This is a genomic window from Bacillus sp. FSL R7-0166 (genome assembly GCF_038008935.1).
Taxonomy (GTDB): domain Bacteria; phylum Bacillota; class Bacilli; order Bacillales; family Bacillaceae; genus Bacillus; species Bacillus altitudinis.
In genome coordinates, this window is the sequence record NZ_JBBPAC010000001.1 from 435326 (window position 1) to 453432 (window position 18107).

The following is an 18107-nucleotide window of genomic DNA, read 5'->3' on the forward strand; positions in this document are numbered from 1 at the left end:
ATATTAAAAAAGAACAATGTGATTCCCCAAAATGTCAACTCCATCAAAAAGTATGAATAAAAGATGACCAAAGCATGATAAGTTCATGAAATCGTATCAATCCAATTGAGATTTGAGAAGGAACATGTAAAATAAAGCTACATAAAGAAAAACAAAGGCAACAGCGGAGGCTGATGATGAAAATATTAATGATTGAAGATAACCAGAGTGTTTGTACAATGACGGATATGTTTTTTCAACGAGAAGGGTTTCAAGCGGAATTCGTCCATGATGGATTAGAAGGATTGAATCGATTTAAGCAAGAGGAGGATTGGGATCTGCTCATCTTAGATGTCATGCTTCCTTCAATGGATGGACTGACCATTTGTCAAAAAGTACGCCAGATTAGTGATGTTCCGATTATTATGCTGACAGCAAAGGAAACGGAATCTGATCAGGTGCTGGGCTTCGATCTTGGGGCAGATGATTATGTGACAAAACCCTTTAGTCCGCTCACCTTAATGGCAAGAATCAAAGCAGTGAAACGACGTTTTGCTCAAACAACATCTACTGAAGAAGGAGCGAAAGAGGACGAACGGCTGGAGACTGAACATTTTCAGTTAGATAAAAAAACGAGAGAAGTGTTTCTAGAGGGGAAACGGATCGAAAATTTAACGCCAAAGGAATACGATCTGCTGTGCTTTTTTATACAGCATCCTCGGCAAGTATTTTCACGAGAACAATTGCTTGAGCAAATTTGGGGATACCAATTTTATGGTGATGAACGAACAGTTGATGTTCATATTAAACGATTGCGCCAAAAAATCGGAGACGGACCTAAGCCCTTTCTGTATACGGTATGGGGCGTAGGGTATAAGTTCGATGAAGATTAAATATTTTTACCAGTTGCTGATTAGTCACCTTGGGTTATTGCTCATTGCCATCATTATTATCAGCACCTTGATGTCTCATTTTGTGAAAGATATTGCTTATCAAAATAGGGTAGACGAAATGAGTTCGTATGGGAATGAAATTTTGGAGAATTTTAAACAATTGTCGAAAGCCGAGATGAACTTCCGTTTGCGTCCATTTGAAGACATTCTTTCGACGAGACAAATCCGTTTTTTCGTCTTTGATGAAAAAGGGACTGTGCTATCTCAGCAGCAAGAGATGCCGCCGCATGAAGCGTTACTCACAAAAGATTTGTGGGCCAAGCTCGCAAAAGGAGAAGAAATTATTGTCAAGCGAAGTGATTCACGCCGGCTTGATCAAGAAGCATCACTTGTGGCACTTCCTGTCATGGAAGACGGAAAGCTGAAGGGCGGGGTGGTGCTCATAGCTCCTATTCAAGGAGCAGAAGAGCTGATTGCTCAAATGAACCGGTATTTATATATCATCGTGTTTGTGGCATTGACGATTACCTTTATTCTCAGTCTGTTTCTGTCGAAGTTCCATGTGAATCGTATCAAAAAACTGAGAGAGGCAACTGAGAAAATTGCGCATGGTGACTACAACATTCATCTTGAAAACAAACACCTTGATGAAATTGGTACACTAGGTGAGGATTTTAATATGATGGCCAATCGTCTTCAACGGTCAAGAGAGGAAATTGACCGGCTCGAAAAGCGTAGGCGACAATTCATCGCAGATGTGTCTCACGAATTGAAAACACCGCTGACGACCATTCGAGGGTTGGTCGAATGGCTGAATACTGCGGATGTGCCGGCAGAAGAGAAAGAGAAATGCTATGCGCTCATCACTGATGAAACAAAACGAATGCTGCGTCTCGTCAATGAAAATATGGATTATGAGAAAATCAGGTCGAATCAAATCACTCTTCAAAAATTTCACTATCCACTCATTGATACGTTTGAAGTGATTAAGGAGCAGCTGAGCCGAATGGCTGAAGAGAAAAACAATCAGCTCATGGTAGAGGTTCACCCTGAACAAAAGGTATACGCAGATTATGACCGGCTCATTCAAATTCTCGTCAACATCACAAAGAACGCCATTCAATTTACAGAAGGCGGCCGTATTTCTTTGAGAGGGAAAGAAGAGAATGGGGAAACGATCATTGAAGTAGAAGACACGGGAATCGGCATTGCACCTGAAGAAGTCAAACACATTTGGGAACGTTTTTATAAAGCGGATATTTCGAGAACGAATACACCATACGGAGAATACGGACTTGGCCTGTCAATTGTCAAACAGCTTGTGGACTTGCATGACGGACAGATTGATTTAAAAAGCGAAAAACATAAAGGAACAACATTTATCATTCGTTTACCGCTCCCACAGGAAAAGGGCTAAACTCGGTTTAGCCCTTTTTGGTGTATCATCACTTATTCTGTTTTGGAGAACGTTAGGCCGATATGAGCAAGTGCCTGCGGTAAATCCTTACGAATGGTGATGTCTTTAAATGAAATATTCGATTGAATCGCATTTAGCGCAAGGTCTTGCTTTATTCCTGTTAAAACAGCTGAAATGCCTAAAAGTCTTAACGTTTGCGCATAGCTGACCAAGTATTGAATGCTTTGTTCATTGAGTCGTTTTGTCCCTGAAACATCAATGACCAAATGAGAGAGCGACAGCCTGTAGCTTTCCTGTAAAATGGTTTCTAAAATATGCTGCGCACGTGTCTCTTCGATATCACCAAGAAGAGGGAGCACGGCGACACCGTCAACAACAGGTACGATCGGTACAGATAATTGCTGAATCTGCCGATTGGCCTGGTCGAGTTCTAAGACGTAACTCAACAAAGATGCCATCGTTTCAAACATATGAACATGCTCTTCTGTAAATTGCTGCGGCCTTAGATCAAGTCCACAAATGGTTCCATAGTTCGTACCATCAGTAAAATCGATGGGAACCCCAATAAATGATCCGCCTTGCAGCTGTTTCGTGACGTCTAAGTTTTTTGAACGCTCGTCCAAGCGGATATCAGGGATCAACAGCGTATCGCGATGATCGACCGCCAGCTTGCAAAATGTCTTCTCGTAAGGATTTTCTTCCCCTTCTTCAAGAAGCTGCTCGTCTTGATTTAGCACTTTCACAATCTGATTGGTGTTTTGATCATTTTTAGCAATAAACAGTGTATTCACATGAATGAATTGACTCATCATGTTTAAAATACTTGTAGAAGCATCATGAAAATTGCGAAACTGTTTTAATAGTTGTTGACGAGGCATGGATTAGGACTCCTTGTAGCTCCGATCAATGGCCGGAACAATAGTTGATTTGTCTCTATCATACAAAATCAAACGAGAAATAGATATACTTTAATGCGCAAATCGTGCGAGATCAAAAAGACTGCCGATCCGGAGATCTGACAGTCTGCTGATTAAATGGAGACAGGCACCGTGGACATAGAGAAAAATTCCTCATATAAGGCTTGAACGGCTTCTTTTTCTTGAGCCGCTTTGACGCCAAACATCATGCTCACCTCTGAAGAGCCTTGGTTGATCATTTCAATATTCACTTTGGCTTTTGACAGCGCTTTTGCCGCTCTTGCTGTTGTACCAACATTATGACGCATCGCTTCTCCTACGACCATAATAAGCGAGAGGTTCCGCTCTAGAACCACTTCATCTGCATCAAGTACAAGCTTTAATCGGTCTAAAAGCTCTTGTTCAATCTGCTGCTCCTCCAGCTGATCCTGTCTTAAAATAATGGTCATATCATCAATGCCAGAAGGCACGTGTTCATACGTAAGTCCATATTCCTCTAACGTTTGCAACACTTTACGTCCAAAGCCCACTTCTCGGTTCATCAAATACTTGGAGATATAAATACTGCAAAATCCATTGTCTGATGCGATTCCCACAACAGGGCCATTCGTATGATCCCGTTGATTTACAATTTTCGTACCTTTGGCCGTTGGATTATTGGTGTTCTTAATCTGAACAGGAATGCCTGCCCGAAAGGCTGGAATAAGTGCCTCATCATGAAATACAGAAAAACCCGCATAGGACAATTCACGCATTTCACGATATGTCAGCTCTGTGATTTCCTTTGGTTCATGAACGATCGTTGGATTGACGGCGTAGACTGCATCCACATCCGTAAAGTTTTCATACACATCTGCCTTCAGTCCATTTGCCAAAATGGAACCGGTAATGTCTGATCCACTGCGGGAAAAAGTGACGATATCACCCGCTAGACTAAAACCGAAAAAGCCAGGGAACACAATGATGCCAGAGCGTTTTCTTAATTTGTATAAATGATCATACGATTCTGGAAGGACTTGCGCTTGACCAGGCTCGTCGCTGACAAATAGACCGGCTTCTTTTGGATTCACATAGTGGGCTTCGACGCCTTGATGCTGAAAGTAGGCTGCAATCAGCTTTGCGTTATTATCTTCACCGCTTGCTTTAATCGCATCAAGATAACGCTCAGGATGAGAAGAATCAGCCTGTAATAACGTGTTTACATCTTGCCGGATGGTGTCAATAATGTCATGACCTAACCCCAGCTCATCCGCAATCGAGGCATATCGCTCGATGACAGCTTCTTGTAAATCGTGTGCTTCACCTAAACGTAAATATTGTTCACCGCAGCTAATTAATAGATCGGTGACCTTCGTATCCGTTGAATGCCGTTTTCCTGGTGCGGAAACAACGACTGCTTTTCGAGCTGGATCTGCTGTGACAATGTCAAATACCTTTTGCAGTTGCTTGCCAGAAGCAAGAGAACTGCCACCAAATTTAACGACCTTCAATGCATACATCTCCTATAGTAAAAATTTTCTCACAAATTGAATAGTTTCTATTATCAACTCTTTTCTTCAAATTATCAAGGTTTTTCTTCTCTATATGAACAAATGTGTTTTCTGAGAGGACGATGTGTGTAAATATATGAAAAAAGAGCCGGCGATATGCCGAGCTCTTTGTCTTTATGAAGAAGAGGACGAAGAAGATAGCTCCTGCTTCATCACTTTGTTTTCACGTTTTTCTTTTAAGAAGAACGAGAGAACGAGTCCAATGACCGCAATAGCACCAGACACGATAAATGACGTATTCATGCCATGAACGGCTGACTTCATTGGATCGGATAATGCTGCATTGGCAGCAGAGCTGCTCATAATGGAGACAAGCACAGCCGTCCCGATAGAGCCGCCCATTTGTCTCATCGTATTATTCATTGCTGTCCCGTGCGGAATCAAATGCGGTGGTAACGAGTTAATACCGGCTGTTGTCAGCGGCATCATGATCATTCCAACCCCGATTAAGCGAAGTGTGTAGGCCACTGTAATGAGGGTAATCGATGAATCAAGGCTGAGCATCATAAATGGCAGGGAAGTGACAGCTAATATCGTAAATCCGCCTAGAGCCAGCCCTTTACCGCCTACTTTGTCAAAAATTCGTCCGATAATCGGCGATAGGAATCCCATAAAGAGAGCCCCTGGCAATAAGATCAGCCCTGTATCAAGGGCAGATAACCCTCTGACATTCTGCGTATAGAGCGGCAGAATCGTCTCTGTTCCAATCAGTAAGGCAAAGACGAGCATACCGAGGAAGGTCGTTAAGCTAAAGATCGCAAACTTAAAGACGCCAAACTCAAGCATCGGTCTTTTCAAATTCGACTGACGCAGGATAAAGAAGAACAAGCTCACAGCGCCGACAATGAGTGAAATCAGAACGGTCGCACTCGTCCAACCATACGTTCCGACACTTGAAAATCCGTACAGCAGTCCGCCAAATCCGAAGGAAGACAGGATCACCGATAAGACATCGATACGAGTGTCTCTTTGCTGTGTGACATTTTTCATTAAGAAGAAAGCAAGAATGAGATCAATAATACCGATTGGAAGAACAATATAGAATAAGAACTTCCAGCTAAAGGAATCGACAATCCAGCCGCCAAGTGTTGGTCCAAGCGCCGGTGCGAATGAAATCACTAGTCCGACCATACCCATGGCTTGCCCGCGTTTTTCTTTTGGGAAAATGGTTAAAAAGATCGTTTGCATGAGCGGCATCAAAATCCCTGCGCCAGCTGCCTGCACGATACGTGCTGCAAGTAACACTGGGAAATTCGTGGCGAACGAAGCAAGAATGGTACCTGCTGTAAAAATGCTAAGAGCCGTTAAGACTAAGGAACGGCTTGAAAATTTCTCAATTAAAAAGGCCGTAATTGGGATGAGAATCCCGTTTGTCAGCATAAAGGCTGTGGTCAGCCATTGGCCTTTACTGACATCAATATTGAACTCTTCCATGATATGCGGGATCGCTGGAATGAGAAGCGTTTGGTTTAAGATCGCAACGAACGCCCCAACGAGGAAAATCCCAACAATCACAGACCGGTTATACGATGTTGTTGATTGGTTCATATTATCCCTTCTTTATCTATAAAATAATGCTTTTCAGCTGTGACACGTTTTGAGATAAAACGCTGTGTTTGCCTAAATAATCAAGCAATGAGCTAATTAAAAAGGTTCTCGGTTGGTCCTTTGACAGTTCTTGACTCAGCAGTTCAAACGCAGAGAGGAGATCGTCCTTTTCTTCCCCGTTTGATAGTGTGTGAAGCTCTTGTTTCATCTTTGTTAAGTACGAGATGACAAGCTTTTCTTCATCATATTCTTCCTGTGTGGAAAGCAAATAAGAGTCCATCAGCTGATCTGTTAGCACAGGCTCAATGGAGCAAGGCTTTATTGATACACGGTCCATTACACCGATGATCATTTCGGCGGCATTTTCTAATTGGATGTTCTTGTGCTCAATCGCCAACATCAAGATGAATTCTCTCATTAATCCGTTGAGGACAATCACAAGATCCCACACATAAGGCGCAACAGATTCACCATATGTGCTTAAAATGATGTCTCTGTGTCGCTGCATGATAATGGAGCGTGTCTCACGTAAATGCTTAATGACGATGGGCGAATGCTGTGAAAAAGCTTCAAAGGACAGCATATTCAAAAATTTATGATTCTCTTTAAACTCTTCAAGCTCAAGCTTAATCTTTTTTGTGAATTTTTCCTTTTTGGACAGCGTCGTTTCGGAATGAATGATCTGAGAAATCTCTCTCATTTTGCGCTGATTGTATTTAATCAGTTCCAATAGAAGAGCTTCCTTTGAATCAAACAGTTTATAAATAGACGCTTTTGATATTTTACAGGCATCAGCAATTGACTGCATGGAGACACTCATATAGCCTTTTTGAGAAAATAATTTCTTCGATACCCGCAAAATCTCTTCTTGCTTTTCGTTCATCTTCATAAGTCCTTTCCGAATCGGCAAAACCATATGGTCACAATGGAAACCGAGTGGTCACTTTTGCTATGATAACAAAACCAATGGCACATGACAAGAAAATGAACTTAAAAAAATACATGTCTCAATGACATGTATCCGATTGTTGACAAAGGGCTAAAATGAACTTGATTTTAGCCCTTTGTCTTTTTTGTCATAGGCGAGTAACGAGATTGTATGTTAGAACAAAATACGATACATTTATCGTATGAATAATCCAAATCATCCAACCCAAGAAAACATGAGACTCATTTCTGTGCTGCAAGCATTGGCTGACCCTGTTCGGCTGGAGATTGTCCGCTGCTTAGCAGAAGCGGGTGAGAGAACATGCGGTACGTATCATATGAACATTGCCAAGTCCACGCTGTCGCATCACTTTAAAGTATTAAGAGAGGCAGGCATCGTGAAAGTGAGAATTGACGGGAAGCACCGTTACTACTCTCTCAGAAAGGACGACATTGATATCGCTTTTCCAGGCCTCTTGTCATCCGTTTTAGCTGTAGACAAGGAGCGGTGGTAAGAGAATCTTGCATCAACAAATGACAAATCCCCAAGGCATTGTAACCTTGGGGATTTGTGATGCGTCTCGTGTAAAACGGAATTAGGCCATTGAATGATCCATAGACAGATGGACAATGTCATAAATGTGAATCTGCTGCTCTATATTCTCTGGTAATGAGTCCAGAAAAGAATATTTGACGCATTTCCATTTATCGGGATTATATACGATGACTTCACCCTTATTGTCGTTGAAATGGGAAAAGAGATGGGCGATATCTAGATTTTCAAGGCAATCAGTAGGATGAATCGTCACATACTCTTCAAGAACGAATTTGCTACGATGAAAGTCATTTGTTAAATGAACGGAATACGTGATGCCAATATTGATTTGTTTCCAGCCAAAAGAACGTAAAATATGATCAAATGACCCCTTAAACACAAAATCCGTCATGCCCTCAGATTGTTTCCAAATATACAATGGGCAATAGCCATTGTGTAAACTTCTATGTTTGTCTTTTTCAGTGATCAAATAAGCTTTAAATAATAAATCCTGATATCCATCTGTTTTCCATCCATTGTTCAGTACTCTTTTTCTAATGATATTCATATCATAATCCGCAGGCAGATCCACATGATATTGCATGGCATGCATAGAAACACTCCCTTTCAATAGCCATCATAATCGACTTCAAACCAGTTGAATAATACATATTTGTGTTATTGTTATCACAAAAAGTGATAGGTGATCATGATGAATATAAATGATTTGATTATTTTTATAGAGGTGTATCAAAAAGAATCGATTAATCAAGCGGCTAAAGCTTTAGGGTATGCGCAATCCAATATTTCTCAAAGAATCAAAGCGCTTGAAACGTTATATGATTCAACATTTTTTATCCGGCATCATCATGGAATCAGTTCAACAGGACAGGGGGATTTATTTTATCAATACGCTCAAAAAATCGTAAAAGAAACGAAGGACATTCAACAAAAATTGACTTCACAGAAAAAGACCGTTTTATGCTCTGAACTTCTATTTAACGTTTTGTACGAGCAACGAGTTTTAGAGGATATTCAAGCCACTGATTTTATCATTGCTTCATCAAGTACGATCAACAAAAAGTTAACAGAGGATGTGTATGATCAAATTATTTCTTTTAATCAAATGGAAAAACCGGAATATCAATTAAAAGAGGTAAAGAGCTTGGCATTGAACGTATATGGAAAATCTAAAGAGATATACGATGATGATATTTCATTGGTCGTGAATCGTGATCAGCTTTGCCCATTAAGACATGAGGCCAGACGTATGCTGGGTGATCGAACCCTATTTGAGTTAGATTCGTTTGAAGGAATGATCAAAATCGTTGAACAGGGAGATGGTATTGCGTTACTGCCAACCAACTTAAAAAGCCTTCAAACACTCGTGAAATTGCTAGAAAAAAATATTCACATCAACTATTACGTTTATGAAAGAATGTGATCGTAACACTCCTCTATGGGTTTAGTCCCGTCAAAGGAGCGCCACGATTCATCTACATGAGCTGTTTCATTTCCCATAAATCGAGTCATACAGGCGTTTCACCGCTGGCTTAATATCCTCTGGCCGCATGTGCGAAAAGCCGAGGACGAGCGGGACAAAGCCTTCTTTGTGACCAGGCACATGCTCATCAAGGGTAAAACGGTCCATCCCGTACATTTTCAGCTTTCGGTCTTTGGCGCGTTGTAAAATCTCATGCTGCGTCCGATCTGAGCGGAATTCTGCGATAAAATGCAGCCCTGCATTTTCCCCGATAATCCGTACATTGTCACGAAAGACAGTGTCGAGTTCTCCAATGAGCTGTTTTCGTTTTTCCTCATATAGCCCATTCATTCTTTTAATATGCCGCTGATAGGCGCCATCTTTTATAAAATAAAGAAGGGTGTATTGTGTAAAAAGATTGGCTGTTTGGATGAAAAAGTGCTGTTCTTCTTTATAGCGTCTTAATAAATGCTGCGGCAGCACCATGTAGCTGATCCTCAAGCCGGGCAGCAATGATTTCGAAAAGGTCCCCATATAAATGACTTTGTCATAGCGGTCAAGGCTCTGCAGCGCCGGTATGCTGTCTGTGCCGTACTTAAATTCACTGTCATAATCGTCCTCAATGATATAGCGGTCTGGCTGATCAGCTGCCCAGTTTAATAGCTGTATCCGCCTAGAAATCGGCATGATCACCCCTGTTGGGAACTGATGAGAAGGCGTAATGATCAAGACATTTGGCTCTTTCTTCTGGATATCGCTCATCCGCACCCCTTTTTGATCAATGCCAATCGTTTCAATCCGGTGATGATTGTTTTTCAGCATTTGATACAGTCTGCGGTAGCCGGGGTTTTCTAATCCATATATTTGATCAGCTGGAAGGATGCTAGATAACGAATGAATGAGCGACTGTGTACCTGCACTTAAAATGAGCTGTTCAGGGTAGCATTTGACCCCTCGTGCAAGTCCAATCAGCCGGGCAATTGTTTCCCGCAGCTCATAGACGCCTTGTGGGTGTGGCAGCTCACCAAAGGCTTCTTGGTGGAGATGAATCGCTTTTTGCTCACTTTTCAGCCAACTTTTAAAAGGAAAATTGGCTGTATCAACAGAAATATGAGAAAAGGAATACCAGTCATCTCGCTCAATCGGATTCTCTTTTAAATCTGCTGGAAGGGAAGAGGGTTTCAGTTGACCTGATTCATGAAATGTTTCCAGTGATTCCACAAAAAAGCCTTTCCGTTCAACTGAATATAAATATCCCTCGGCAAGCAGCTGCTGATAGGCGCCATTCACTGAATTGACGCTGACGTTTAAAGTATCTGCTAACTCTCGTTTAGACGGTAATTGATCGTGTGGCTGCAGGTTGCGGTTTAAAATTTCCTCTTTAATTTTTGTATAAATTTGATGATAAATAAATCCGTTTTCCCCTGTTTGATCTAGTTGAATTGTCAGCATCTCGTCATTCCATCCTCTCTGGTACCATGAAAAAAATGATATTGGTACTTTCTATCATACCAAAAAATATTCAGAATAATAAAAAAGACATAAAGGGGATGGGTGACAATGAGTCAAACGACAACAAACCGTTTTTCAACAGAGGAATGGCAAGGGAAAAGAGATCAATACGTCGCAAGAGGCGTAAGTAATGGCAACCGTCATCTTGCAGCGAAAGGGAAGGGAGCCGAGCTTTTCGATATTGATGGCAATCGTTTTATCGATTTTGCAGGCGCCATCGGTACATTAAATGTAGGACACTCCCATCCAAAGGTTGTGGAAGCAGTCAAAGCACAGGCAGATAGCCTGATTCATCCAGGATTTAATGTCATGATGTACGCATCCTATATCGAATTGGCAGAAAAACTATGCAACCTCACACCAGGCGACCACGACAAAAAAGCCATTTTCTTAAATTCAGGTGCCGAAGCAGTTGAAAACGCAGTGAAAATTTCCCGTAAATATACGAAAAGACAAGCGGTTGTTTCTTTTACACGAGGGTTCCACGGAAGAACGAATATGACGATGAGCATGACAAGCAAGGTCAAGCCTTATAAATTTGGATTCGGCCCATTTGCATCAGAGGTCTATCAAGCGCCGTATCCTTATTACTATCAAAAACCTGAAGGATTAAGCGATGCAGCCTACGATGAATACATCATTGATCAGTTCAATCAATTCTTTGTCGCAACCGTTGCACCAGAAACAGTCGCTTGTGTGGTGATGGAGCCAGTCCAAGGGGAGGGCGGATTCATTGTACCATCGAAGCGTTTTGTCCAGCATGTCGCTTCATTCTGTCAGCAACATGGAATCGTATTCGTGGCAGATGAGATCCAAACAGGATTCGCAAGAACAGGGAAATACTTTGCGATTGAACACTACGATGTGGTGCCAGACTTAATCACTGTGTCAAAATCACTTGCAGCTGGCCTGCCGCTGAGCGGTGTCGTTGGCAGAAAAGAATTACTGGATGCAGCGGACCCAGGGGAGCTAGGAGGGACGTATGCTGGCAGTCCATTAGGCTGTGTGGCGGCTTTGGCTGTACTTGATATTATTGAAACAGAACAACTGAATGAACGATCTGAACACATTGGACAAGTCATTGAGGACAAAGCGAATGAGTGGAGAAGTAAGTACTCATTCATCGGGGAAGTCCGGCGATTAGGGGCAATGGCGGCCATTGAAATTGTGGAAGATCAAAAAACGCGTACACCAGATAAGAAGACAGCCGCAGCGATTGCAGCCTATGCAAACAAGCACGGACTACTCTTATTAACGGCAGGGATCAATGGGAATATTATTCGCTTTTTAACACCACTTGTCATCACAGATGAGCTGCTGCAAGAAGGACTAGGGATTATCGAAGACGCCTTCACAGCACGCTAAACAACAAAGGGGGATGGTTGTATGCAAAAACAACAAATGGCTAAAACCATGTCGCAGTCAGACGTACTGTTTTTATCCATTGGTGCAATGCTTGGCTGGGGCTGGGTTGTACTTTCGGGAGATTGGATTTTAACAGCTGGATTTTTAGGAAGTGTGATTGCCTTTGTCATAGGGGGCATTCTCGTCATCTTTATTGGACTAACGTATGCAGAGCTTTCCTCTGCGATTCCAGAAACAGGCGGAGGACTCGTCTTTGTCCAGCGGGCATTTGGGATCAAATCAGCGTTTGTCTCCGCATGGGGCGTATTGTTCGGTTATGTGTCCGTAATTACGTTTGAAGCGGTCGCACTTCCGACAGTCATTGACTATGTCATTCCAACACAGCATGTTGGTTTCCTATGGAATATAGGAGGATGGGATGTTTACTTTACATGGGTGTTGATTGGATCTGGCGGTGCGCTGTTTTTAACAGCTCTGAACTACATTGGCGCAAAGCCTGCTGCCATTTTTCAATCGGTGTTCACAGTGGCCATTATCCTGACAGGTTTTCTTCTATTAGGCGGAGCTACATTTAATGGAGATTTTGCAAACCTTGAGCCGATGTTTCAGGGCGGGGTTGGCGGTCTGATGGCTGTGTTAGTGATGATTCCCTTTTTATTCGTTGGGTTTGATGTCATCCCGCAGGTAGCGGCGGAGATTAACGCACCAAAGAAGATCATCGGGAGAATTTTGATTATCTCCATTGTGAGTGCGGTTGTATTTTATCTACTCATTGTCTTTGGAGTAGCGGCAGGATTGTCAAAAGGTCAGCTTGAGGCTTCATCACTGGCAACAGCAGATGCCATGGTACAGCTTCTTGGTCATCAGGCGTTTGGGACTGTGCTTGTCATTGGTGGTGTAGCAGGCATTGTGACGAGCTGGAATGCATTTATCATTGGTGCAAGCCGTATCCTCTATGCAATGGCGGAAAGAGGCATGATTTCCAAATGGTTTGCGTATATTCATCCGAAGTATAAAACACCGACAAATGCCATTTTGTTCTTAGGTGCATTGGCCTTTTTTGCACCATTACTAGGCCGACCTGCCCTCGTGTGGATTGTCAATGCAGGGGGTGTGGGCATCATCGTTGGGTATTTGATTGTGTCCATTGCCTTTATGAGACTTCGCAAGACAGAACCTGAGCTTGAGCGACCATACCGCATTAAATATTGGCGGACGACCGGCGTTTTAGCCATTGGACTTAGTTTCCTTTTTCTTTCATTTTATTTTCCAGGGATGCCGGCCTCCTTATCATGGCCAGCTGAATGGATTTTGCTTTTAGGTTGGGCACTCATTGGGTATATACTATATGTAATGAATCCAAGAACGAAGGAGAAGGTAGAGCATGACAAACGAACTCAAAGTGTATAATCCTGCAACCGGAGAAGAAATTGCCTCAGTTGCTCAGCATACAAAAGAACAGATTGAAGATGCGATCACTCGCTCACACAAAGCATTCAAAACATGGGCAAAAACGTCAGCCCATGAACGTGCAAATATCATTCGCAAGTGGTTTGATCTCATGATCGAGCATAAAGAAAGACTTGCAAAAATCATCACAGAAGAAAACGGGAAGCCGTATCAAGAAGCATTAGGGGAAATCGTCTATGCCGCTGGATATATTGAGTGGTACGCAGAGGAAGCAAAGCGGATTTACGGCAGAACGATCCCGTCTCATACGACAAACAAACGCCTATTTGTCACAAAACAGCCAGTCGGTCCTGTTGCCGCCATTACACCATGGAATTTCCCTGCGGCGATGATTACAAGAAAGGCAGCACCAGCGCTTGCGGCGGGCTGTACGTTTATCGTGAAACCTGCTGAAGACACGCCGCTTACGGCCATTGAGCTTGTCAAATTAGGCCATGAAGCCGGAATTCCAGAGGATGCCTTGCAATGGGTGATTGGAGATGGAAAAGAAGTGGGGGAAATCTTCACAGATAGTCCATTGATCCGCAAGATCACGTTTACTGGCTCAACACCAGTTGGAAAACATCTCATCAAAAACAGTGCGAGCACAGTGAAACACGTTTCTATGGAACTTGGCGGTCATGCCCCGCTGATCGTCGATAAGGACGCCAACCTTGAATTGGCTGTGAAACAAGCAGTGGCATCTAAATTCCGTAATGCAGGACAGACATGTGTTTGTGCCAATCGCTTAATCGTCCATGAAGAAATTCATGAAGCATTTGCGCAAAGCTTCAGCAAAGAAGTGGAAAAGCTGAAAGTAGGAAATGGGTTTGAGGAAGGCACGTCCATCGGACCGATTATCAATAAGCGAGGCTTCGATAAAATTGTCGACCAAATTCAAGATGCCGTGGATAAAGGGGCGAAAGTTCTTGTCGGCGGCGATACACATTTTGACGATGAGAAGTCGTATTATTTTGTTCAGCCGACGGTGCTAACTCATGTCGACCCTTCCATGAACATTATGCATGAAGAGACGTTTGGTCCAGTTGCACCCATTACGACATTTAGCACATTAGATGAAGCCATTGAATTAGCAAATGATACACCTTTTGGACTTGCGGCTTATTTCTTTACAGAGAATTACCGCAATGGTCTCTATATATCTGAGAATCTAGATTACGGGATTATTGGCTGGAATGACGGGGGACCATCCGCTGTGCAGGCACCTTTCGGCGGTATGAAAGAGAGTGGTATTGGCCGTGAAGGCGGCATCGAAGGCATCGAGCCTTATTTAGAAACGAAGTATGTGTCAATTGGTTTAGACGAATAACATGTGAAAAAGACTGTCCGAGAAGTCTCGGCAGTCTTTTTTATGTTAAACAGCCGGTGGGAAAAGTTGATCCACCGTTTCTTTTGTTTCTTTGAGAATCTCGTGGATGTCGTCTGCAGATGCTTGTTCCATGCTGCTGAACAAGAGCCGTTCGACTGGCTCAACGCCGATCAGATCGAAGGCGGCTGTATCTGTCGTCATGTGATGGCTGGGGGTGATGATCATATTTGAATCAAGAAAGGTCCTCGGTGCATCATGCGTATTAATAATGACCCCTTTTTTGTCTCTAAGCAGATTTTTCACCACTCCGTTTTCATTGATCTCATACGCAAACCCCTCTGAAAAAACGCGCTCCACATAACCCTTTAGCATCGCCGGCAAGCCTGTCCACCATATTGGAAAGATAAACGTGAGGACATCAGCTTGTTGAATCAGCTTCTGCTCTCTTTGAACCGGTGCCGGCACATGTCCGTTTCTCATGGCAACCTTTTCTGCTGTTGTCAGCTCTGGCGGAAAGCCAATGCTATACACATCACGAACCGTCACATCATGACCATTGTTCAAAAGAGTGCTTACAACAAGATCTAATAGGGTTTGATTTAAGCTTTGCTGGGGATGAGCAAATATGATTAGATGGTTCATCTCATAGCCTCCTAGGTGGTCATGTGTCTCATTATGGCACGCACGAGTATCCTATTCAATCCTATATTGGAAATGATAGGTTGGGAAAATAAAAAGCGACCGCTTGAAAAAACGATCGCTCATGTAAGGTTTATTTCTTTCTAAAAGTAAGTCCAAGTGCAATCAATGCCACAACTAAGGCTGCAATGGACAGACTAAGAACAAGTGGTGAAGAAGAAGCAGAGGCTGTTTCAGATGCCTTTTCTTCTTTTGGTTTTTCTTGACCATGTGAATCCGTTACGGTATTAGACGCAACAATGTTTGTGATCGAATGAGGCTTATCAGCGTCCTTGTCGCCAGTCCATTCAACAACTGTTCCATCCTTGTAATATTGATAGGCATCCCATGCCGCTTCGCTGGCTTTTTCAGGGTTTTTTGCGACAAACACGAATTGCTGGAACTGGCCAGCAAGGACACCATCGCCAGTTGCTTCCCAAGTGACTCTTGTGACTTTTCCGTTTTTCTCTTCAGTTGTTGTTTTCCAGCCAGGCACTGGCTCGTATTGCTGGAATTCTACGCCTTTAGGCATCGTGATGACAACCTTTGTTGTCGGACTGTCGCTTTCAGAAGGTACTTTTAACGTATAGGTTTCCCAAGCATTCGTTGCAGATGTATCAGGTTTGACTGTCACGTGTGCACTCACAGGAATCGCCAGTAAAAATGAAGCGAGAAGCATTGGTAATAAAGCTTTAACGTATTTTTTCATATGATATGAACTCCTTTTAGTTTCTTCTAATGAATGTCGTATCGATGTTGTCAAAAGAACCAGTTAATGCATGAATCTCAATTTTCCAAGTGCCTTTTTCATTTAGTAAGAGGTTTTCAGCCGAGAAGTGTCCATTCTTTAATCGTTTCAGCTGAAATTCGTTTGGCGTTTCATCACCGAACAAGGAGACTTTGTGGATCTTAGCTGTCACAGATTGAATGTCTGTGATCGTTTGTCCATCCTTCTTCGTAAATGCCACCTCGAACGTGTTTTTACCTGGAGCATTCGGGGTAATGCTCAAAGACACAAGGTCACGATGCTCCACCTGATTGGCTCCAAAGAATGGCTCTGGTGCAGGCGGCGGAGGGCTTGGGATATTGGTGAATACGGCTGTTAATAGTAAAATAGCGATCCCAATGATCCACTCTGCTCGTAAAGATACGTTTCGTTTCTGCTTCTTTTCCCATCTCAGCATCAAATAATGGACGAGCCCAAGGAGACCCATGATGATAAATAAACCAAGTTTGATTAAGAAGGTGCGTCCATAAGCTGATTGGAAAAGGGCATCAAATGATTGCAGAATAAAAATCGCATTCACAAACCCAGAAAACACAATCAGTCCAACTGAGAGCAGTGCCCACGGATGAAAAGCTGTCAGGGTGCTGCGTATGAGCGGCTGATCTTCATTCGGCAGTTTCTTCATCAAAAGAAGGACAATGGCTGTTAAGCCGCCGACCCAAATAGATGCAGAAACGAGATGAATGAAATCAAGTGACGTTGTCAGTATTTTATTATCTGTAGCGGCTGGATGACCGATTTGTGCTTTCAGCCATAGGAGCACAGTGAAAATGAGCAGCGGGAACAGCCATACTCGAAAGGAAGTGAAGATTCCTTTTTTCATCGCCACAATCGTCCAAATCATCAGAAGAACAAATGACGCCATCAGCATCATCCACAGACTCCCGCCCGAAGTCGACGCAATGGTTTCTTGTAAAAGCGATGGTTGAAATGCCCCTAAAAAGGACACGTCTGCCGCTGATTTTGTTTGAATCGGCAGCTGGAACAAGAGTGCTCCGCCCATCATGATCAGTGAAACAGTCAAAAGTCGATTCATTCGCCGGGCTAAAACGTCGGTTATGGGCGCTTTAAACCATAGAAGCCCAAATAAAATGGTTCCAAGAAATAAGCTAAATGACGTATACAGAAAGGCTTTGTCAATGGTTGAAGCCATATCGATGGATTCACTTGATTGTCCTTGATCTAATTGATCAAATCCTCCATCCGCTTTTCCGATACTAAACGGAATCATGCCAGACACAGAGTGCCCATCGGCTGATACTGCATTCCACTGAATGGTGTAAATGCCTTTTGGTAAATTCTTTTTTAAAGCTGCTTCCATGATCTTTTGCTCTTTGATGACCGTATCTCCTTGATCCACACGATCCCCTTTTGCATTGAACACCTTAATGGCATGAAATCCGCTTTCGATTCCTTCACTAAAGGTGATTGAGACTGCAGGAGGCTGCTGATCCAGCTCTTCATTTGCTACTGGATTTGAGCTCACCACATATGCATGAGCAAATGCTTCTTTTGGAATGAAAAATGAGAACATGAAGAGAAGCAGCAGAAGCCACTTACTATATTTCAACAATGTGAATAACCGCCTTTCTACCTATGAAAATGTCTCATGTATCAGAAAGAAAGCGGCAGTAAACTGTGAGTCACAGAAAAAACCGCTCTTTCTATTGTACCGCCCACTCTAAAAGGTAAACGAAACAAATAGCAAGATGGTTCACTTTTTCTGTGTCATGTCTT

General features: G+C 42.8%; 16 protein-coding genes. 7 read left to right on the plus strand and 9 right to left on the minus strand.

Annotation, left to right across the window (positions count from 1 at the left end; translation table 11 throughout):
• Positions 1 to 176: 176 nt before the first annotated feature.
• Entirely contained in the window at positions 177 to 872 is a 696-nt protein-coding gene (locus tag NST01_RS02110; protein WP_046527591.1) for a response regulator transcription factor, read from the plus strand.
• Complete coding sequence (locus tag NST01_RS02115) at positions 862 to 2289, plus strand: sensor histidine kinase (protein WP_007498154.1); 1428 nt, start codon at positions 862 to 864, stop codon at positions 2287 to 2289. The genes NST01_RS02110 and NST01_RS02115 overlap by 11 nt, the downstream gene beginning before the upstream one ends.
• Before the next feature lie 32 nt (positions 2290 to 2321).
• Here the strand turns inward: NST01_RS02115 and NST01_RS02120 are convergent, their stop codons facing one another.
• The 4 genes from NST01_RS02120 to NST01_RS02135 form a co-directional block, all read right to left on the minus strand.
• Complete coding sequence (locus NST01_RS02120) at positions 2322 to 3167, minus strand: GAF domain-containing protein (protein ID WP_025206746.1); 846 nt, start codon at positions 3165 to 3167, stop codon at positions 2322 to 2324.
• A 152-nt stretch (positions 3168 to 3319) separates the two neighbouring features.
• A complete protein-coding gene (locus tag NST01_RS02125) occupies positions 3320 to 4696 on the minus strand; it encodes an aspartate kinase (RefSeq protein WP_065459841.1) in 1377 nt (458 codons plus the stop codon).
• A 174-nt stretch (positions 4697 to 4870) separates the two neighbouring features.
• On the minus strand, positions 4871 to 6304 hold the full coding sequence (locus NST01_RS02130) for an MDR family MFS transporter (protein ID WP_047946163.1): 1434 nt from the start codon (positions 6302 to 6304) through the stop codon (positions 4871 to 4873).
• 16 nt (positions 6305 to 6320) lie between these two features.
• Positions 6321 to 7187, minus strand: coding sequence for a TetR/AcrR family transcriptional regulator (locus NST01_RS02135; protein ID WP_224559208.1), 867 nt, complete (start codon positions 7185 to 7187; stop codon positions 6321 to 6323).
• 247 nt (positions 7188 to 7434) lie between these two features.
• Between NST01_RS02135 and NST01_RS02140 the strand changes: the two genes are divergently transcribed.
• The gene (locus NST01_RS02140) at positions 7435 to 7746 is read left to right on the plus strand and encodes an ArsR/SmtB family transcription factor (RefSeq protein WP_026050045.1); all 312 of its coding nucleotides are present in this window, start codon (positions 7435 to 7437) and stop codon (positions 7744 to 7746) included.
• Positions 7747 to 7827: 81 nt separating this feature from the next.
• Here the strand turns inward: NST01_RS02140 and NST01_RS02145 are convergent, their stop codons facing one another.
• Entirely contained in the window at positions 7828 to 8379 is a 552-nt protein-coding gene (locus tag NST01_RS02145) for a DUF4865 family protein (protein WP_326115468.1), read from the minus strand.
• Between the two features lie 99 nt (positions 8380 to 8478).
• Here NST01_RS02145 and NST01_RS02150 point away from each other — a divergent pair, with 99 nt between their 5' ends.
• Positions 8479 to 9210 carry a LysR family transcriptional regulator gene (locus NST01_RS02150; protein WP_212339309.1) on the plus strand — a complete coding sequence of 244 codons (732 nt, stop codon included), beginning with the start codon at positions 8479 to 8481 and terminating at the stop codon, positions 9208 to 9210.
• A 66-nt stretch (positions 9211 to 9276) separates the two neighbouring features.
• Here NST01_RS02150 and gabR read toward each other — a convergent pair whose 3' ends face one another.
• A complete protein-coding gene (gene gabR, locus NST01_RS02155; RefSeq protein WP_060780767.1) occupies positions 9277 to 10701 on the minus strand; it encodes a MocR-like transcriptional regulator GabR in 1425 nt (474 codons plus the stop codon).
• A 108-nt stretch (positions 10702 to 10809) separates the two neighbouring features.
• Here gabR and gabT point away from each other — a divergent pair, with 108 nt between their 5' ends.
• From gabT to NST01_RS02170, 3 genes are read left to right on the plus strand one after another with little or no spacing between them, the layout of a single operon-like run.
• Positions 10810 to 12126, plus strand: a complete 1317-nt coding sequence (gabT, locus tag NST01_RS02160; RefSeq protein WP_326115465.1) for a 4-aminobutyrate--2-oxoglutarate transaminase — start codon at positions 10810 to 10812, stop codon at positions 12124 to 12126.
• 21 nt (positions 12127 to 12147) lie between these two features.
• Positions 12148 to 13536, plus strand: coding sequence for an APC family permease (locus NST01_RS02165; RefSeq protein WP_017358512.1), 1389 nt, complete (start codon positions 12148 to 12150; stop codon positions 13534 to 13536).
• Positions 13511 to 14905, plus strand: a complete 1395-nt coding sequence (locus NST01_RS02170) for an NAD-dependent succinate-semialdehyde dehydrogenase (protein ID WP_007498133.1) — start codon at positions 13511 to 13513, stop codon at positions 14903 to 14905. Before NST01_RS02165 ends, NST01_RS02170 begins: the two co-directional genes overlap by 26 nt.
• Positions 14906 to 14950: 45 nt before the next feature.
• On the opposite strand, the gene NST01_RS02175 is transcribed toward NST01_RS02170, so the two are convergent.
• The 3 genes from NST01_RS02175 to NST01_RS02185 all read right to left on the minus strand — a co-directional run bounded on the left by NST01_RS02175 (position 14951) and on the right by NST01_RS02185 (position 17943).
• Positions 14951 to 15547 carry an NAD(P)H-dependent oxidoreductase gene (locus tag NST01_RS02175; protein ID WP_017366617.1) on the minus strand — a complete coding sequence of 199 codons (597 nt, stop codon included), beginning with the start codon at positions 15545 to 15547 and terminating at the stop codon, positions 14951 to 14953.
• 130 nt (positions 15548 to 15677) lie between these two features.
• Entirely contained in the window at positions 15678 to 16292 is a 615-nt protein-coding gene (locus tag NST01_RS02180; protein WP_326115460.1) for a YcnI family copper-binding membrane protein, read from the minus strand.
• Between the two features lie 16 nt (positions 16293 to 16308).
• On the minus strand, positions 16309 to 17943 hold the full coding sequence (locus NST01_RS02185) for a copper resistance CopC/CopD family protein (protein ID WP_326115458.1): 1635 nt from the start codon (positions 17941 to 17943) through the stop codon (positions 16309 to 16311).
• Positions 17944 to 18107: the final 164 nt, after the last annotated feature.